Below are 16,899 nucleotides of genomic sequence, written 5' to 3' on the forward strand. Positions count from 1 at the left end.
CCCAATTTCTTGCAGCCTTACCCAGCCCGCCGTAAACAATTAATGAATCCGGTGCTTCTGCAACATCAGGATCCAGATTATTACAGAGCATCCGCAAAGCAGCTTCAGTTAACCAATTTTTAGATTGTATTTCCGTACCGTTATTTGCAGTAATCACTCTATTATTCTTGCTATCACTCATCAAGAATTCTCCATTGCTATCAAAATAAGAAACATCATACACCAGAGCACTTACTCCGGGAATGAACTATAGAAGTAAAATTACTTAGTTGTATCTCTCTTGCCAAAAGAGGTTAAAAACCAGCTAGTTAAACGCAGATATAAGCCTGCAACAAATTGATATGAGCTTGTTTTGTTTGTCATAGACCCAAACATTTCATGAAGAAATTATTCGTTCGATGTTTAGTTAATAGGTAGAGAGGAGTCTATATGATATACTTCGTTGCAAATGAAATTTATAAGTGCGAATCGTGTTAGATCATCCCGACAAACATCCTAAATCCCTGCGAGTTTTTTTTGCTACAGAAATGTGGGAACGATATGGATTTTATGTAGTACAATCATTACTTGCGTTATATCTTGCATTCCATTTTCAATGGAACGACAAACAAATTTATGCATTAGTCGGCTCATTTACAGCGCTGACTTATCTGTCGCCTTTGGTCGGTGGATGGATAGCAGATAAATTGATAGGTCAGAAAAGAGCAACGCTATTAGGTGCATTGATTCTGTTTCTCAGTTATTGCCTTTTGTCTTTGCTTGATAGTAATCTGGCACTGACCTCATCATTAGCGGGCATTGCAGTAGGAACTGGCTTATTAAAACCGAATATATCCTCGTTATTAGGTAACGCATATCCCGTTGGCTCGCCACGCAGAGAGAGCGGTTTTACTATTTTTTACATGGGCATTACTTCGGGTATCATTTTGGGTACCACCTTGCCTAGCCAACTTAACGAGCTATTCGGTTGGTCTGGTTCGTTTATAAGCGCAGCAATTGGAATGGTTATTGCCTTTATGGTGTTCTGGTATGGAATACATCAATATAAAATAAAAGACTACAACCCTTTTGTTTTTGAATTTAAAAACGTGTCTCTTGCTGTTGTTTTATTAGCAGGACTTTGGGCTTTATCGTTCTATATACTGAGCTATCCCAAACTAGCCAATGCTATGTTTGGTCTTGTGGTTCTTTTTTCGGCCAGTTATATTTTATATTCGGTGAATCGTGAAGACACCAATCAAGCCCGACAAACACTGGTTATTGGTCTGTTATGCATTATCTCGATAATGTTCTGGGCATTCTATTTTCAAATGTTCATGTCATTAACCCTTTTTATTTCCCGGGTTGTTCAACCAACTTTATGGGGTATTCAATTTCCACCACCTTATTACATTACAGTGCAAAGCATTGGTATGTTGATTATTGGCTACTTTTTAGCGAAAAAGCATCATCATCTTAACTTGATTGAGCGTGGACTTAGTACTGGGAAAAAATTTGTATTAGCCATGTTATTCATCACTATTGCTTATTCCATCATTGCAGCCGCCAGCACCTTTGGTGATAAATCTGTTTTATTATCTCCCCTGCTTATTATCCCCGCTTATTTAATGATTTCACTAGCGGAATTATTCCTTTCTCCAGTTGGCTTATCAGCAATTACAGTTCTTGCAGATAAAAATAAAGTAAGTACTATGATTGGGATATTTTTTGTATCCTTGGGGATAGGTGGATTCTTGTCTGGTAAATTAGCATCATTAACAGCGATTCCTCCAGGAGAGACCAATATAGCCGTATTAAGAGCTCTTTATTCAACAGCGTTTATTCAACAACTAGGTATTCTTTTTGTCGCTACCTTCGGTTGTTTGGTGCTCTTTGCTGTGATTAAATTCCTGTTAACTCATATTCAGATGACAGAATAATGATGATTAACCCTTTTTATACAAACCAATTGCTGTTATCATTCGGTGCTTTTTGATAGAAGATTGACTCACTTATGTCTGACCAAAATCCTATGTTAAACACATTATTAAAATCACTTGAAGACATTCAGGCTATTGATGTCAAAGTGATCGATGTACGAAAACAAACAACCATTACTGACTACATGGTCATAGCATCTGGCCGCGCGTCTCGACATGTAAAAGCCGTTGCGCAAAAAGTAATGGAAGATATGAAAAAGGCTGGATTACCATCAATCAGCTGCACTGGCCTGGAAAGCGGTGACTGGGCTCTTATTGATTTTGGCGATTTTATCGTTCATGTCATGCAGCCAGAAAGCCGTCAATTTTATAATCTGGAAGGATTGTGGGAAGAGCGATCTAATTCCTGATTTATTATTATGCTAAAAATTACAATAATTACGCTTGGCAATAAAATGCCCGATTGGGTTGTAACAGGTTCTAATGAGTACCTCAAACGATTTAAAGACGGAATTCAACTTAAAATTATTGAGCTTCCATTAATCAGTCGAGGTAAGTCCTCTGATCTGACTCGCATTATGGAGAAAGAATCAGCATTGATTAAAGAAGCGCTTCCCAATGGTGCTCGATTGATTGCTATGGATATTGAAGGAAAAACCTTTAGTAGCGAAGAACTGGCCAGTAAAATCACGCAATTACAACAAATTTCCAGTCATTTTTGTCTTATAATCGGGGGACCAGAGGGATTATCAAGTGACATACTTAATCTTTGTGATGAACGATGGTCCTTATCAAAGCTTACCCTCCCTCACCCATTAGTCAGGATCATCTTGCTAGAAACGTTATACCGAGCGTGGTCTATTATAAATAATCATCCTTACCATAAATAATTTATTTCAGATAAATTGCGTCTTTTACTTCCCTTAATGTTTCTTGTCAGAGTGCATAATTATTGGTAAATCAAACCATTTTAAGTTACTATCTACCCTTTGGTTTGTACTAAACTTTACTGTATGCGATGCCCCTGAATCAATCATTCAAAAATTATCGAGCAGAATCACAAAATCAACGTCTCAGGCTTAATTTATTAGTAGCAATGCTAATTATTCTATCATTAATTCTGATTTTAAGATTAGCTTATCTACAGATATCCGAATTCAAAAGATATCAAACCCTGTCTTTAAAAAATCAGATGAGCATTATTCCTATTGCACCACCACGCGGTGTAATCCTCGATAGAAATGGGGTACTGCTCGCAGAGAACGTTCCTGTTTATGTACTGGAGATCGTTCCTGAGCATGTAAAAAATATGAAGGAAACTCTAGCCAGACTTCGCGAATTACTTCCATCGATAACCGATGATGATATAGAAACCTTTAATCGAGCCAAAGCGCAAAATCGCTCGTTTGTACCTGTTCCTATAAAGCTGAAATTAAACCAGGAAGAAGTAGCAACTTTTGCAATCAATCAATATCAATTTAAAGGGGTAAGCATCAAAGCACGATTAATGCGCCATTATCCCTTGGGTGCAATCACCGCTCATGCCCTGGGATATGTAGGAAGAATAAACATTGATGAATTAAAAAAGGTTGATCCTACAAATTATCGCGCTACAAATTTTATAGGGAAGTCTGGTATTGAAAAGTACTATGAAGACATTCTGCACGGTAAAGTAGGCTACCAGATGACAGAAACAGATGTTAGCGGCCGTACGTTGCGAGTAATCAATAAAGTAAACCCTCATTCAGGAGCTAAACTCTACTTAAGTCTTGATGTCAGACTACAGGAAGCGGCTTACAACGCACTGAAAGACAAGAGAGGAGCAGTAGTCGTTATTAATTCCCATAACGGCGAAATATTAGCCATGGTAAGTTCCCCAAGCTTTGACCCCAATATTTTTGTTGGCGGAGTCAGCACAAAAGATTATAAAATTTTATCTAACGCCCTTCAAAGACCTCTTTTTAACAGAGCGGTCAGAGGAGTATATCCTCCTGCATCGACAATCAAACCTTTTGTTGGTTTGGCTGGTCTGGATAAAGGATTTGTCACTCCCACATCGGAAATATGGGATCATGGTAAATTTAAATTACCAACAGCCAGCCATATCTACAGAGATTGGAAAAAAACAGGGCATGGTGCTATGAATTTCAAACGAGCCATTACTGTATCCTGTGATACTTATTTTTATCATCTAGGTCATAGGATGGGTATATCCAACATTGAAGACATGCTGGTCAAATTTGGACTAGGGCAATTAACACACATCGATCTCCATGAAGAAGCAAATGGAATCATTCCAAGCGCACGCTGGAAAAAACAGGTGAAGGGTGTATCGTGGTATCCAGGAGACACCGTAATCACATCAATAGGTCAAGGTTTTATGCTGGCAACTCCATTACAAATGGCCAATGCAACAGCATCTCTGGCACAACATGGACAACGATTTAAACCACATTTACTCACTAAAACAGTAAATAGCGATACTGGTGAAGTAGATGAATATAAGCCTGTTGAAGAATACCCGGTATATCTTAAGGATGAATCAAATTGGAATGTAGTCGCTGAAGCCATGCATAACGTATTAACTAGTAATGAAGGTACAGGAGCTCGATTTGGAAGAAATCCTCCTTACCCTGTAGCCGGTAAGACAGGGACAGCACAAGTATTTAGTGGGCGACAGTACGAAAAAGCAAAATATGAAGACATCCCTGAAGCACTTCGTGATAATTCATTATTTATAGCCTTTACTCCCGTAGAAAAACCGGACATAGCTATTGCCGTAGTAGTAGAAAATGATGTCATTGCATCAATAGTAGCTCGTAAAGTCCTGGATGCTTATTACCAAATATACCCTCTTAAAAAAGAGAATCCATGAACAGACATCATTCTAAACCCGTATATCGATTTACAGCAAAAGCCCTGCACATGGACTTTCCCCTGTTAGGTTTATTGCTCACTTTAATATCATTAGGGCTTTTAATTTTATACAGTGCATCAAATGCAAATATAAGCATGATTCTTCGTCAGTCTATGAGGCTGATAATTGCAACCATGATTATGCTGGCTCTGGGATTTGTTCCCCCACATAAATATAAAATATGGACCCCCTGGATTTATGGCGTAGGTCTTGGTTTACTGGTTGCAGTAATGCTGATGGGTAAAATTGGTAAAGGGGCTCAGCGTTGGCTTGAATTGGGATTGTTCCGTTTCCAACCATCTGAAATCATGAAACTTGCTGTACCCATGATGACCGCGTGGTATTTTGATCGGCAAGCTCATCCCGGCAGCATCAGAGCAATCTCAATAGCGGCAATAATCATATTTATTCCAGCTTTGTTAATCGCGAAACAACCTGATTTAGGTACAGCGATTATGGTAAGTTCAGCCGGATTATGTGTTATTTTTCTCGCTGGAATTCGGTTTAAATTCATTTTATTGCTTGTGATACTTATGGGATTAGCGGTGCCTGTTGTCTGGCATGTAATGCATGACTATCAAAAACAACGAGTGTATACACTTCTTGATCCGGAACAAGATCCTCTTGGTGCAGGCTATCACATCATCCAATCTAAAATTGCTATTGGTTCAGGTGGCCTTATGGGCAAAGGCTGGCTGGAAGGTAGCCAATCACATTTGAACTTTTTGCCCGAACATGCCACAGATTTTATTTTTGCCGTCAGTGGAGAAGAGTTTGGATTTGCGGGAGGGTTTGCAATTATTGCACTCATTGTGTTGATTTCTCTTAGAGGTTTGAATATTGCAAGCAATGCCCAAACGACATTCACAAGATTGCTTGCTGCCAGTCTGGCTATGTCCTTCTTTTTATCCGGCTTTGTTAACATCGGCATGGTCATGGGTATTATTCCAGTAGTCGGGATTCCTCTTCCGCTGGTCAGCTATGGAGGAACAGCCATGGTGACGTTTTTAGCCTGTTTTGGAGTATTAATGTCAATCAGTTCACATCGGATTTTATTTAACAGTGTGAATTAAAAGTATAAGCTCCTTGCTCAGCTATCACAAACCGATATTCGCAACAGAATAGCACCGTTGCCTCATTGATATGTAGTTCCTGATGTGAATTGTAGCAACTGCCCTGAGTTTTTAGTTGCTACCAAACTTTATGCTGATAGTGAAGAAATAATATATATCAAAGCAATGCAGCAACAGGAGCGTAACTTCGTCGATGAATAATACAAGGACCTAAGCGTGCCAATGCTTCTCTGTGCGCAACTGTGGGATATCCCTTATGGCCTGCGAATCCGTATCCAGGATATATTTTATCAAGCGCCTCCATTTCTTCGTCACGTAAGACCTTAGCCAAGATAGAAGCAGCACTTATTGCCGGAATCAAACTGTCTCCCTGTACAATAGCTTTGCACGGCATATTTATTTTAGGAATATGAATTCCATCAACCCAGACAGCCTCAGGTTGAATAGACAAGGCTTCTACCGCGCGTTGCATCGCTAATAAAGTAGCATGATGAATATTCAGTTCATCTATTTCTTCAACTTCAGCTCGCCCATAAGCAAAAGCCAAAGCTTGTTCCTGAATTTGTAACGACAATTTTTTTCGTTTCTTCTCACTCAGTTTTTTTGAGTCAGCTAACCCTTCAATTGGTTCTTTTAAAATTACTGCGGCAGTAATTACTGCTCCAGCCAATGGGCCACGCCCTACTTCATCCACCCCTGCTATCACTATTGCGTTCTCAAAATCCACTGTATTGCTCTCTGCTAAAAGTAAGATGAAGATAATACATCGATAAAATTGATTTATCACCTAAGAAATGCGATCATGCGTACAAATAATTAGCAAATGATTCTCAATGAGTAAAATTCGATGCGCAGTAATTGGTGTCGGCTATCTTGGTCGATTTCATGCACAAAAATATCAATTAATTCCAAATGCTGAATTAGTTGGTGTTTGTGATCATAATCCGGATGTATGTAATGCAGTAGCTCAAGAACTAAATGTTACTCCATTTTTTGACTACCATGATTTGTTTGGTAAAGTTGATGCAGTAAATATTGCCGCCACCACAAACAAACATTTTGAAATTGCAAAAGCGTGTTTACAACAAGGTATACACGTATTAATAGAAAAGCCAATTACAGAAACTCTAGAGCAGGCGGAAGAATTAATACAACTCGCTAAAAAGCATAATGCCAAATTACAAGTTGGGCATCTGGAACGGTTTAATTCCGCCCGTCTTGCAGTGGATCCATATCTGGAAACCCCTTTATTTATAGAATCAGAGCGCCTGGCTCCCTTTAATCCCCGAGGGACAGATGTAAACGTCATACTTGATGTAATGATTCATGACATTGATATTATTCAAAATATGGTAAAAAGCCCGATCACCTCTATAGTTGCGCAAGGAACGCCAGTATTAACGAGAGCAATAGATATAGCCAACGCCAGAATAACCTTTGCAAATCATTGTGTTGCCAATGTAACTGCCAGCCGCATCAGCTTTAAAACCGAACGGAAAACGCGAATTTTTCAACATAACTCTTATATTTCCATTGATTACCACAAAAAACAATTTGCAGTATTTCAAAAAGGTGATGGCGAAATGTTTCCTGGAATACCTGATATTACCAGTGTTGCCCAGGAGTTCGAAAAAGGTGATGCCTTATTAGAAGAAATTAAAGCTTTTCTGAACTGTATTGAACACGACACAACGCCCCTGGTCACAGGAGAAGATGGACGATACGCTCTTGAGACAGCCGAACAAATAACGACGCTAATTCACAGTAATCTTACTGAACGTTATGCAGAAAGCTAAACATATTGTCATCATAGCAGGAGAGGAATCAGGAGACATTCATGCCTCAGCCCTGATTAAACAGCTAAAAGCATCTTATCCTGCTATGCGCGTCAGCGGAATTGGCGGCAAACACATGCAAGAAGCGGGGGCTGAACTGATATCAGATCTGGCTCGTTATGGAGTCACGGGATTTACCGAGGTTGTTCGTTATTTAAACATAATCAGAAAAGCTTTTAATACCATTAAAAAACATCTTGAAACACAAAAACCTGATTTATTAATACTGGTTGATTATCCCGGATTTAATTTAAGATTAGCCAAGTACGCAAAAAAGGAATTAGGCCTTAAAATAATTTATTACATCAGCCCGCAAATTTGGGCCTGGAAAGCAAATCGCATTCATACAATCAAAGAATGTATTGATAGAATGGCCGTAATTTTGCCTTTTGAAAAATCGATTTATGAAAAAGCGGGAGTGCCAGTCAACTTTGTTGGCCACCCTCTCGTAGAGAAAATGTCGCAAAATGCCGATATGCAATCCAGTAGAACAGCGCTGCAATTACCTTTGGATAAGGAAATTTTTGCCCTTCTTCCTGGCAGTCGCTCCCATGAAATTGAACGTCATATGCCGGTTCTCAGAGACACTGCAAAATTAATGCATCAAAAAGATCCCAGTATTCATTTTGTAATTCCGGTGGCTGGAACTATTAACCCAGAAAAAATAAGTACTTATTTTTCAAGATTAAATATACCAGTTACCTTTATAAAAGGAAAAGCTATTGAATGTATGTCCGCAGCTAACTTTGTCATTGTTGCGTCAGGAACTGCGTCACTAGAATGCGCACTTCTCGAAAAGCCGATGTGCATCATCTACAAATCCTCCTTCATAACCTACCATATGGCAATGCTATTACTCAAAGTCAGATTCCTGGGTTTATGCAACCTTCTAGTTAATAAAATGATGGTTCCTGAGTTCTTACAATATGATTGTAATGCTGTTGAATTATATCGATATATTTCAGATTTTCGCCAAGATAAGAGACAACCGGAGAAAATGATAAATCAACTTTCCACTCTTAAAGAATCATTGTCCTCCAATAAGTCTGACTGCACCCTATTTGAACTAATAGAGAATGAATTGCCCGAAAAAAATGCATAGTTTTACTGTGAAAATCTAGATAATCAATTAACCTTCATGTACAATTAATTTTGCTTTCATTTACACGTGCAAGCAATTGGACTGTATGATTTAATTAATAATAAGGAAGTTAAGATGAATGTCATTGAAACACAAACGACGGCTCAAAGCACCAAACAAGAGCAAGGATTACAAGATTTAGTATACAGTTTGGTCACCCGCTTTCTTGCTGAGAATAAAACCAAATCGATTGATGATCTTTATGACATGATATTGTCTGAAGTTGAACCTCCATTACTACAAGCTGTTATGGAAAAGCGTCGTGGAAACCAACTACAAGCAGCTAAGATGTTAGGAATTAGCCGCGGTACCATTCGAAAGAAATTACAAAGATATTTCGGAACCAAATATTTTCGCTTAACAGACGAATAAGGGAAACCTTAAAGGCTCGAGAATCGAGCCTTTTTTTTTGTCTCCAAGAATCTAGATTCGATGAACAACTTTTGTTTATCACATAAAAACCTGTCATTGCGAGCGTTAGCGAAGCAATCTCGAGTGATGCTTCGCTAAAATCCTGAACTAGATTGCTTCACATCGTTCGCAACAACGACTTATTTACAACGAATTAATATTTGGTTCACAGAACCTGGCATCAACTGCAGTCAGGGGAATTTCCTACTAATATATGTCCAGACATATTAGAGGACGTTCAATACATAGAGGCGAATGCATTACAAATGCCAAATAAAAAAAAGCAACCCGGAGGTTGCTTTAATACATTATCACATCTGTTTAGGATGCGGCTAACAATTTGTTAACTCTATTCACAAAATCAGCAGGGTTATCTAACTGCCCGCCTTCTGCTAACACTGCCTGTTCAAACAACATGACCACCCATAATTCAAACTGACTATCATCCTGAATATCATGTAATCGCTTGATTAAAGCGTGTTCCGGATTGATTTCAAAAACAGGCTTGCTTGCAGGCACTTGCTGGCCAGCTGCTTGTAATATACGCTGCATTTCTAATCCCATATCCTGTTCATCTGCGATAATGCACGCTGGTGAATCAGTTAGCCGATTGGTAAGCAGAACATCCTTTACTCGATCACTCAAAATGGTTTTAATATGATTGATTACAGGCTCTAGAGTTTTTTCCTGTTCTTTAATTTGTTCTTCAGATTCATCATCATTAAACTCAACCTTGCCTTTGGAAATAGATTGCAATTTCTTGCCAGCAAATTCATTCATATAACCCACTAACCACTCATCGATTTTATCGCTCAGCAATAATACTTCTATGCCCTTTTTCTTAAAAATTTCAAGATGGGGGCTGTTTTTTGCAGCGTTATAGCTGGAAGCAGTGATGTAGTAAATCTTATCCTGCCCTTCCTTCATTCTGCTAACGTACTCGTCAAGAGTGATCTCTTGTTTTTCAGAACCGCTTACCGTTGAAGAAAAGCGTAGCAATTTTGCAATTGCTTCTTTATTGGCAAAATCTTCAACTGGCCCTTCTTTAAGAACCAAACCAAACTCATTCCAGAATTTTTGATATGACTCTTTGTCGTTTGTACTCATTTTTTCTAACATGGATAATATACGTTTAGTGCAAGCAGCTTTGATACTCTCTACTTGTTTATTATCCTGCAATATTTCACGAGAAACATTTAGTGGTAAATCACTGGCATCAACAATACCTTTAACAAATCGTAAATATCTGGGTAAAAATTGAGTAGCGTCATCCATGATAAACACGCGTTTAACATATAATTTTAAACCATGTTTTACTTCCTGCTGCCATAAATCATAAGGTGCATGGGAAGGTATATAAAGTAAAGTAATGTATTCATGCTTTCCTTCAACATGATTATGAGACCAAGACAGTGGCTCCATATAATCATGAGAAATGTGCTTGTATAATGTTTTATATTCTTCATCAGTAATTTCAGATTTTTGCATGGTCCATAATGCAGTAGCCTTATTTACCGTTTCAAATTCGTCAGATTCTTTATCATCTTCCTCAGACACTTTTTTCATCTCTATAGGCCAGCAGATATGATCTGAATACTTGCTGATGATATTGCGTATACGCCAGTTACTGAGAAACTCTTCGCAATCGTCCTTCAAATGTAGAGTAATTTCTGTACCACGAGATGTTTTCTTTTCTACACCAATAGTAAATTCACCATCACCTGTAGATTCCCATACGACACCTTCATCTGCGTTTAAACCTGCACGACGTGTTTTTACTGTCACTTTATCGGCAACAATAAATGCGGAGTAAAAGCCCACCCCAAATTGGCCAATCAACTGTGAATCTTTAGCATTTTCACCAGTTAATTGACTCATGAATTCTTTAGTACCTGACTTCGCAATAGTACCAAGATTCTCAACAACTTCATCCCAGCTCATACCAATTCCATTATCACTAATCGTAATGGTTTTAAGCTTTTCATTAACTCCAATTGTGATTTTTAAATCTGAATCATCTTCAAAAAGAGCACTGTTAGATAAAGCTAAAAATCGCAGCTTATCCAATGCATCAGATGAGTTAGAAATTAATTCTCTAAGAAAAATTTCTTTGTTGCTATACAGAGAATGTATTACTAAGTGAAGCATTTGCTTTACTTCAGTTTGAAACCCCATCGTTTGTTGCTTACTACCCATTATCCAATCTCCTGTCAGGCATTATCAATTATCATAAGTATGATATGCATATAAGGGTATATTCAGGAATTTCAAGGGGGAGTCATTAATTAATAATGATTTTTATAAAATCCGTGCTACGAAACAGCATGCGCACCTGCATTACCAATCAAATCCAGCCATAGTCAGAGTGCCGCCGGAATGAATAATTAAGACATTACCTTTTAATTGTTCTTTTTCTATGTAATTTCGTGCCGAGTAAAATAATTTTGCCGAATAGATGGGATCAGCAAGGATCCCTTCTTCTAATGCCATTCGCCTTACTTCATGGCGTATTGTTTTATTGACGGAGCCAAAAGATTTGCCGGTGTCAGGATAAAAGCAATCAACAGTTTCAGGTATGTGCCCTATCCATTGTTTTAGCTTCAATTTAAACTGCTCCTCATCATCTGCTAATAAAAGAATATGGATCAATGCGTGATGCCCTGATTCGCTTAAACCCTTTACAAGTGCTGCTGCAGAAAAACCGGTCCCCGCATCTACAAAAATGTGTTGAAACGTAATTCCAGCAGATTGTTCATTATGAACAATATCAGATGCAATAGTCATTGCTCCTTCCATCGCTTCAGGAACACTAGCTCCCTCTTGAAGCACGAATCCATGCACGCCAAGCTGATTAAGATAGGTATTTGCAAGCACACCTACAGTCTCCCAATCCTTCCGTTCAACCCAGATTATGTCCTGTTCTTCTAGAAAAAGCCTGCTTAACTTAAAATTCCCTTTTATCTCTAAATGATGCGGCTTTATTAAAAATACAGTGATCTTTAATTGAAATTCTCTCGCCATTTGCAGTGCTGAGAGTAAATTATTGGATTGTGGTCCGGCAATAATGATTAGATGCTCAACTCCCATAGTCTTTAACGCAGGCATTAAGCTTGAATATTTTCGCAGTTTAGATCCACTGATCCCGCAACTCAGCTCATCATCACGTTTAACATAACAATTTACATCACCATACGGGAAATGATTCAGTTTATGGATCCGGCTTGTTAAATGCCACATAAATACCACAAAAGATTATGAATGAATTCGGATGAAATCAAGATAGTGCTCTTTTGATGAGTGTTCATTATATAAATACCCTGATTCAGAGAACTCTTTTATTTGCTCCAGGCTATCTATTCTATTTTGGATTATATATTTAGCCATTAAACCGCGAGCCTTTTTGGCATAAATACCTATCATTTTGAGCTGGTTGTTTTTCTGTTCATAAAAATTAATAGTCACGATTGGGTGATTTATTTTTTTAGCATCGACTGCTTTAAAATATTCATTAGATGCCAGATTAATAAGCACTGGATTAGGATCTGATGCCAATTGCTCATTCAACGCTTTAGTGACAGGATCTCTCCAATAATCATAAAGGGTATTACCTTTAGGATTGGCAAGATGAACCCCCATTTCCAATCTATAAGGTTGTATTAAATCCAAAGGCCGTAAAAGCCCATAAAGACCAGATAAAATTCGCAAATGCGATTGAGAAAATTCAATATCATCCTGACTCCAGCTGTTTGCTGAAAGCCCTTGGTACACATCACCTTGAAATAGCAACAAAGCAGGATAAGAAGGAGACTTTATATCAAACTTCTGGTATCTATCATAATTCAGCACAGCAAGTTCTTGGGATAAATCCATTAACTGCGCTATTTCACCTACAGATTTTGATTTCATCAGTTTAGCCAGAACATTACTCTTCTCTAAAAATAAAGGCTCGGTCACTTCATTAGCATAAGGAGTGGAAATAGATAACAGTTTTTTTGCAGGCGATAATAGTGTAAACATGAAAGAAACCCTTGTATAAAATCTTCTGTAATTTACCAGTCCGGATACAAAACGCCAAGTTAAAAAATAACGTCTCATAGAACAACTTCTGAAATTATTTAGTTGCTCCCCTTATTTCCCCCTTTTACCATGCCAACCCGAGGTCGATGCATATGTATTGTAATACTCTCACTGGTTAACAAAATATCACCATCAGAGTTAAGTATTTGAACAGCCATCGTATGTGTTCCTCTATAAATTCCATTGAGCTGAAACAAAGTATTTGATTGGGGCTCTCCTAATGGCGCACCGTCAAACACCATTTGCAAGGCATCTCCCTCGGCTAAAGCAGGTTCCATTTCAACAGCTACAATAATATATCCCTGATTATTTCGAATGGTCGCATCGTTAAGAGGTTGAATAATTGCAATTTTGCTGTATTTCGGCTCATCATTTGAAGGGTGTTCCGTTTTTTGTTCTTCCTGAGAAGAAGCACCACCGGCTGTAGAAGCTGGCGGTGTATAGCCTTGTGAATCAGGAATATTTAATTGCTTTGCTCCTGGATGAGGTTGATCACTGAAATGAACAACCCCCTGGCTGTCTGTCCATTGAAATATTTGTGCATAGGAAACACAAAATAAAAACATACATGAAACAACCAGTACCAGTTTTTTCATTATGAATCCTTAGAGACTATAATATAACTCGAATTCATAAGGATGAGTCAGACTTTGGATTCTAGTTATCTCTTCTTCTTTCATCTTGATGTAGTTGTTAATAAAGTCTCGACTAAAGACATCACCATGCAATAAAAACTCATGATCATCTCTTAAGTGTTCCATAGCTTGTTCCAGAGAAGAACAAACAGTCGGTACATCAACAAGTTCTTCAGGAGGCAAATCATAAAGATCTTTATCCATCGGTTGGCCTGGATGAATTTTCTTCTGGATACCATCAAGACCAGCCATCATCATCGCCGCGAATGCCAGATATGGGTTAGCTGTTGGATCAGGAAAACGTACTTCAATTCGGCGTGCCTTTGGGTTATTTACATGAGGTATGCGTATTGCAGCAGAACGATTTCTGGCTGAATAAGCCAACAATACAGGTGCTTCAAATCCTGGAACAAGGCGCTTGTAACTATTTGTAGAAGGATTGGTGAATGCATTCAGAGCACGAGCATGTTTGATTATTCCACCGATGTAATATAAGGCGGTTTCAGATAATCCGGCATATTGGTCACCAGAAAATAAATTAACACCGTCTTTAGATAAAGATTGATGACAATGCATGCCACTTCCATTATCGCCCACTAAAGGTTTAGGCATGAATGTAGCTGTTTTACCATAATTATGAGCCACATTATGAATAACATATTTCAAAATTTGTATTTCATCTGCTTTAAGAGTTAGTGAGTTGAATCGTGTAGCAACTTCACACTGATTTGCAGTCGCAACCTCATGATGATGCGCTTCAACAACAGTTCCTAATGATTCCAGGGTTAAGCAGATTGCAGAGCGAATATCATGTGATGAATCAACAGGAGGAACAGGAAAATAACCACCTTTCAATGGGGGTCTATGGCCAATATTCCCACCTTCCATCTCTTTACCAGAATTCCATTGGGCTTCATCCGAATCAATAAAGTAAAAGGAGCCACTGATATTGGTTTCCCAGCGAACGTTGTCAAAAAGGAAAAATTCAGGTTCTGGTCCAACATTCACTACATCCGCAAGTCCAGTAGATTGCAAATAAGCTTCAGCGCGTTGAGCAATGGAGCGTGGGCAACGATCATAGCCTAGCATGGTCTGCGGGTCTACAACATTACATCGTATAAAGAGAGTGTTATCCTGAAAAAATGGGTCGAGTTGGATAGTATCTAAATCAGGCATAAGCGCTAAATCAGACTGATGAATTTTTTGCCATCCCTTGAATGAGGATCCGTCAATCATTTTTCCGTTTTCAATAAAGTCATCATCAACTGCCGACACTGGAATAGTAATATGCTGTTCTTTACCACGTATATCGGTAAATCTCAGATCGATAAACTTTGCATCATGTTCCTTAATTGCCTCAAGTACTACATTTTTACTCATCTTTTAGTCTCCAGGATAGTCCGAATATAGTTTACCTTAAGTGACTTATTAATCCCAATAGATTACACTCTATAGTTTTCTACTTTATAAAAGTTAATATGGGCGCGTACCAATACCAAGCGCTAAAAAAAAATGGCGGAGCCAGTAAAGGGATCATCGAAGCTGATTCTGAACGTCACGCACGTCAATTATTAAGAGAAAAAGGCTTAATTCCCACCAATGTTCAAACACTCACCCAACAACGCACGGGTGGTAATACAAAGGGTAAAATATCTGCTGCAGATCTATCCCTTATGACACGACAGTTAGCCACTCTTCTTGCGGCAGGTATTCCTGTTGAAGAGTCATTACGTGGTGTAAGTGAGCAAACAGAAAAAGATAAAGTAAGGGAACTCATCATAGGAATACGCGCAAAGGTACTTGAAGGCTATGGATTAGCTCAGGCAATGTCTCATTACCCTAATGCCTTCCCAGAGCTTTATCGAGCTACAGTGGGTTCTGGTGAGCAGACTGGCAGACTGGATCTGGTTCTAGAGAAATTGGCTGATTACACTGAGAATCAACAACAAACGCGCCAAAAAGTGCAACAAGCATTGATTTACCCCATACTCATGATATTAGTTTCAACCGCAATAATCAGTTTCCTGCTTACATTTGTGGTTCCCAAAATAATCGAGGTATTTACGAGTAGTGGCCAAACCTTGCCCGGAATGACAGAGCTGCTGATTAATATCAGTGATTTTATAAAGTCTTATGGACTCTATACAGTAGGTGCTCTGATACTCTTGTTTGCCGGATTTAAACGAAGCTTAAAGAATATAAAAATCAAAACTCTGTGGCACCGTTTTTTACTTAAGCTCCCCATAGTTTCCTATCTGGTTAAAACAATTAACGTGGCTCGATACATTCATACGTTCGGGATATTGTTCGCAGCTGGCGTCAGCGTACTGGAAACTATGCGCGTTTCGGCAAGTCTGGTAACCAATCTGGTCATGCGACAAGCTTTTGATACTGCAACACTAAGAGTACGTGAAGGCAGTGGCATTAGTGAAGCACTCAAAGAAACACGATATATTAGTCCTATGGCCATTCATTTGATTGCCAGTGGAGAAAAAAGTGGCCAACTATCCAGTATGATGGAGCGCGCCGCAAGTCATCTTGATAATGAGGTAAAACGATTAATAGACACTTCATTAACCTTATTAGAACCACTGGTTATTTTATTTATGGGAGCGGTTGTATTATTTATTGTATTGGCAACCTTACTCCCTATATTTTCAATGGAACAATTAGTTGCCTAATCACTCTAATTAGACCATCATAAGCATGTTATAATTTATAATAGGTTTTATAGAGTCTGTTGATCTTTCATGCCTAATCTACCGATGTCATGAATCACCTATGATGTGTCGGGATTTTAGACTGAAATGCCAACAGAGCCTGGTTTTAAAAGGAAAAAAAATGAATAGGCAAAAAGGTTTCTCTTTAATTGAGATTATGGTTGTTGTAGT

Annotated in this window: 16 protein-coding genes and 1 pseudogene; 10 read left to right on the forward strand and 7 right to left on the reverse strand. The window is 38.5% G+C overall.

Going from position 1 to position 16,899, the window contains the following annotated elements; translation table 11 throughout:
* Positions 1–181, reverse strand: a pseudogene (locus Q0495_RS12655) (urocanate hydratase); the annotation flags it as partial.
* Positions 182–470: 289 nt separating this feature from the next.
* Between Q0495_RS12655 and Q0495_RS12660 the strand changes: the two are divergent.
* The 5 genes from Q0495_RS12660 (at position 471) to rodA (ending at position 5,909) form a co-directional block, all read left to right on the forward strand.
* Positions 471–1,919 carry a peptide MFS transporter gene (locus Q0495_RS12660; RefSeq protein ID WP_298626941.1) on the forward strand — a complete coding sequence of 483 codons (1,449 nt, stop codon included), beginning with the start codon at positions 471–473 and terminating at the stop codon, positions 1,917–1,919.
* Between the two features lie 74 nt (positions 1,920–1,993).
* Positions 1,994–2,329 (forward strand): ribosome silencing factor, encoded by a 336-nt coding sequence (gene rsfS, locus Q0495_RS12665; RefSeq protein ID WP_298626914.1) that lies wholly within the window; start codon positions 1,994–1,996, stop codon positions 2,327–2,329.
* A gap of 9 nt (positions 2,330–2,338) precedes the next feature.
* Positions 2,339–2,809, forward strand: a complete 471-nt coding sequence (gene rlmH / locus Q0495_RS12670) for a 23S rRNA (pseudouridine(1915)-N(3))-methyltransferase RlmH (protein ID WP_298626916.1) — start codon at positions 2,339–2,341, stop codon at positions 2,807–2,809.
* 128 nt (positions 2,810–2,937) lie between these two features.
* The gene (gene mrdA, locus Q0495_RS12675) at positions 2,938–4,794 is read left to right on the forward strand and encodes a penicillin-binding protein 2 (RefSeq protein ID WP_298626918.1); all 1,857 of its coding nucleotides are present in this window, start codon (positions 2,938–2,940) and stop codon (positions 4,792–4,794) included.
* On the forward strand, positions 4,791–5,909 hold the full coding sequence (gene rodA, locus Q0495_RS12680; RefSeq protein WP_298626920.1) for a rod shape-determining protein RodA: 1,119 nt from the start codon (positions 4,791–4,793) through the stop codon (positions 5,907–5,909). The genes mrdA and rodA overlap by 4 nt, the downstream gene beginning before the upstream one ends.
* Positions 5,910–6,066: 157 nt before the next feature.
* On the opposite strand, the gene rnhB is transcribed toward rodA, so the two are convergent.
* On the reverse strand, positions 6,067–6,618 hold the full coding sequence (gene rnhB, locus Q0495_RS12685; RefSeq protein WP_367274421.1) for a ribonuclease HII: 552 nt from the start codon (positions 6,616–6,618) through the stop codon (positions 6,067–6,069).
* A gap of 124 nt (positions 6,619–6,742) precedes the next feature.
* Between rnhB and Q0495_RS12690 the strand changes: the two genes are divergently transcribed.
* From Q0495_RS12690 to Q0495_RS12700, 3 genes are all read left to right on the forward strand, one after another.
* Positions 6,743–7,705: a Gfo/Idh/MocA family oxidoreductase gene (locus tag Q0495_RS12690; RefSeq protein WP_298626924.1), complete on the forward strand. Its 963-nt coding sequence runs from the start codon at positions 6,743–6,745 to the stop codon at positions 7,703–7,705.
* Positions 7,692–8,846 (forward strand): lipid-A-disaccharide synthase, encoded by a 1,155-nt coding sequence (lpxB, locus tag Q0495_RS12695; protein WP_298626926.1) that lies wholly within the window; start codon positions 7,692–7,694, stop codon positions 8,844–8,846. Before Q0495_RS12690 ends, lpxB begins: the two co-directional genes overlap by 14 nt.
* 114 nt (positions 8,847–8,960) lie before the next feature.
* Positions 8,961–9,257: a helix-turn-helix domain-containing protein gene (locus tag Q0495_RS12700; protein ID WP_298626928.1), complete on the forward strand. Its 297-nt coding sequence runs from the start codon at positions 8,961–8,963 to the stop codon at positions 9,255–9,257.
* A 360-nt stretch (positions 9,258–9,617) separates the two neighbouring features.
* Here the strand turns inward: Q0495_RS12700 and htpG are convergent, their stop codons facing one another.
* From htpG to glnA, 5 genes are all read right to left on the reverse strand, one after another.
* Positions 9,618–11,492, reverse strand: a complete 1,875-nt coding sequence (gene htpG, locus Q0495_RS12705; protein ID WP_298626930.1) for a molecular chaperone HtpG — start codon at positions 11,490–11,492, stop codon at positions 9,618–9,620.
* Positions 11,493–11,633: 141 nt separating this feature from the next.
* Positions 11,634–12,533 carry a pyridoxal-phosphate dependent enzyme gene (locus Q0495_RS12710; RefSeq protein ID WP_298626932.1) on the reverse strand — a complete coding sequence of 300 codons (900 nt, stop codon included), beginning with the start codon at positions 12,531–12,533 and terminating at the stop codon, positions 11,634–11,636.
* A 15-nt stretch (positions 12,534–12,548) separates the two neighbouring features.
* A complete protein-coding gene (gene yaaA, locus Q0495_RS12715; protein ID WP_298626934.1) occupies positions 12,549–13,313 on the reverse strand; it encodes a peroxide stress protein YaaA in 765 nt (254 codons plus the stop codon).
* A 98-nt stretch (positions 13,314–13,411) separates the two neighbouring features.
* On the reverse strand, positions 13,412–13,969 hold the full coding sequence (locus tag Q0495_RS12720; RefSeq protein WP_298626936.1) for a DUF4124 domain-containing protein: 558 nt from the start codon (positions 13,967–13,969) through the stop codon (positions 13,412–13,414).
* A 9-nt stretch (positions 13,970–13,978) separates the two neighbouring features.
* Positions 13,979–15,388, reverse strand: a complete 1,410-nt coding sequence (gene glnA / locus Q0495_RS12725; protein WP_298626937.1) for a glutamate--ammonia ligase — start codon at positions 15,386–15,388, stop codon at positions 13,979–13,981.
* Positions 15,389–15,486: 98 nt separating this feature from the next.
* On the opposite strand from glnA, the gene lspF reads away from it, so the two are divergent.
* Positions 15,487–16,689, forward strand: coding sequence for a GspF family T2SS innner membrane protein variant LspF (gene lspF, locus Q0495_RS12730; RefSeq protein WP_298626939.1), 1,203 nt, complete (start codon positions 15,487–15,489; stop codon positions 16,687–16,689).
* Between the two features lie 160 nt (positions 16,690–16,849).
* A partial coding sequence (locus Q0495_RS16850) for a prepilin-type N-terminal cleavage/methylation domain-containing protein (RefSeq protein WP_367274422.1) occupies positions 16,850–16,899 on the forward strand: 50 nt, incomplete at its 3' end.

It is taken from the genome of uncultured Legionella sp. (assembly GCF_937871865.1).
Taxonomy (GTDB): Bacteria; Pseudomonadota; Gammaproteobacteria; order Legionellales; family Legionellaceae; genus Legionella.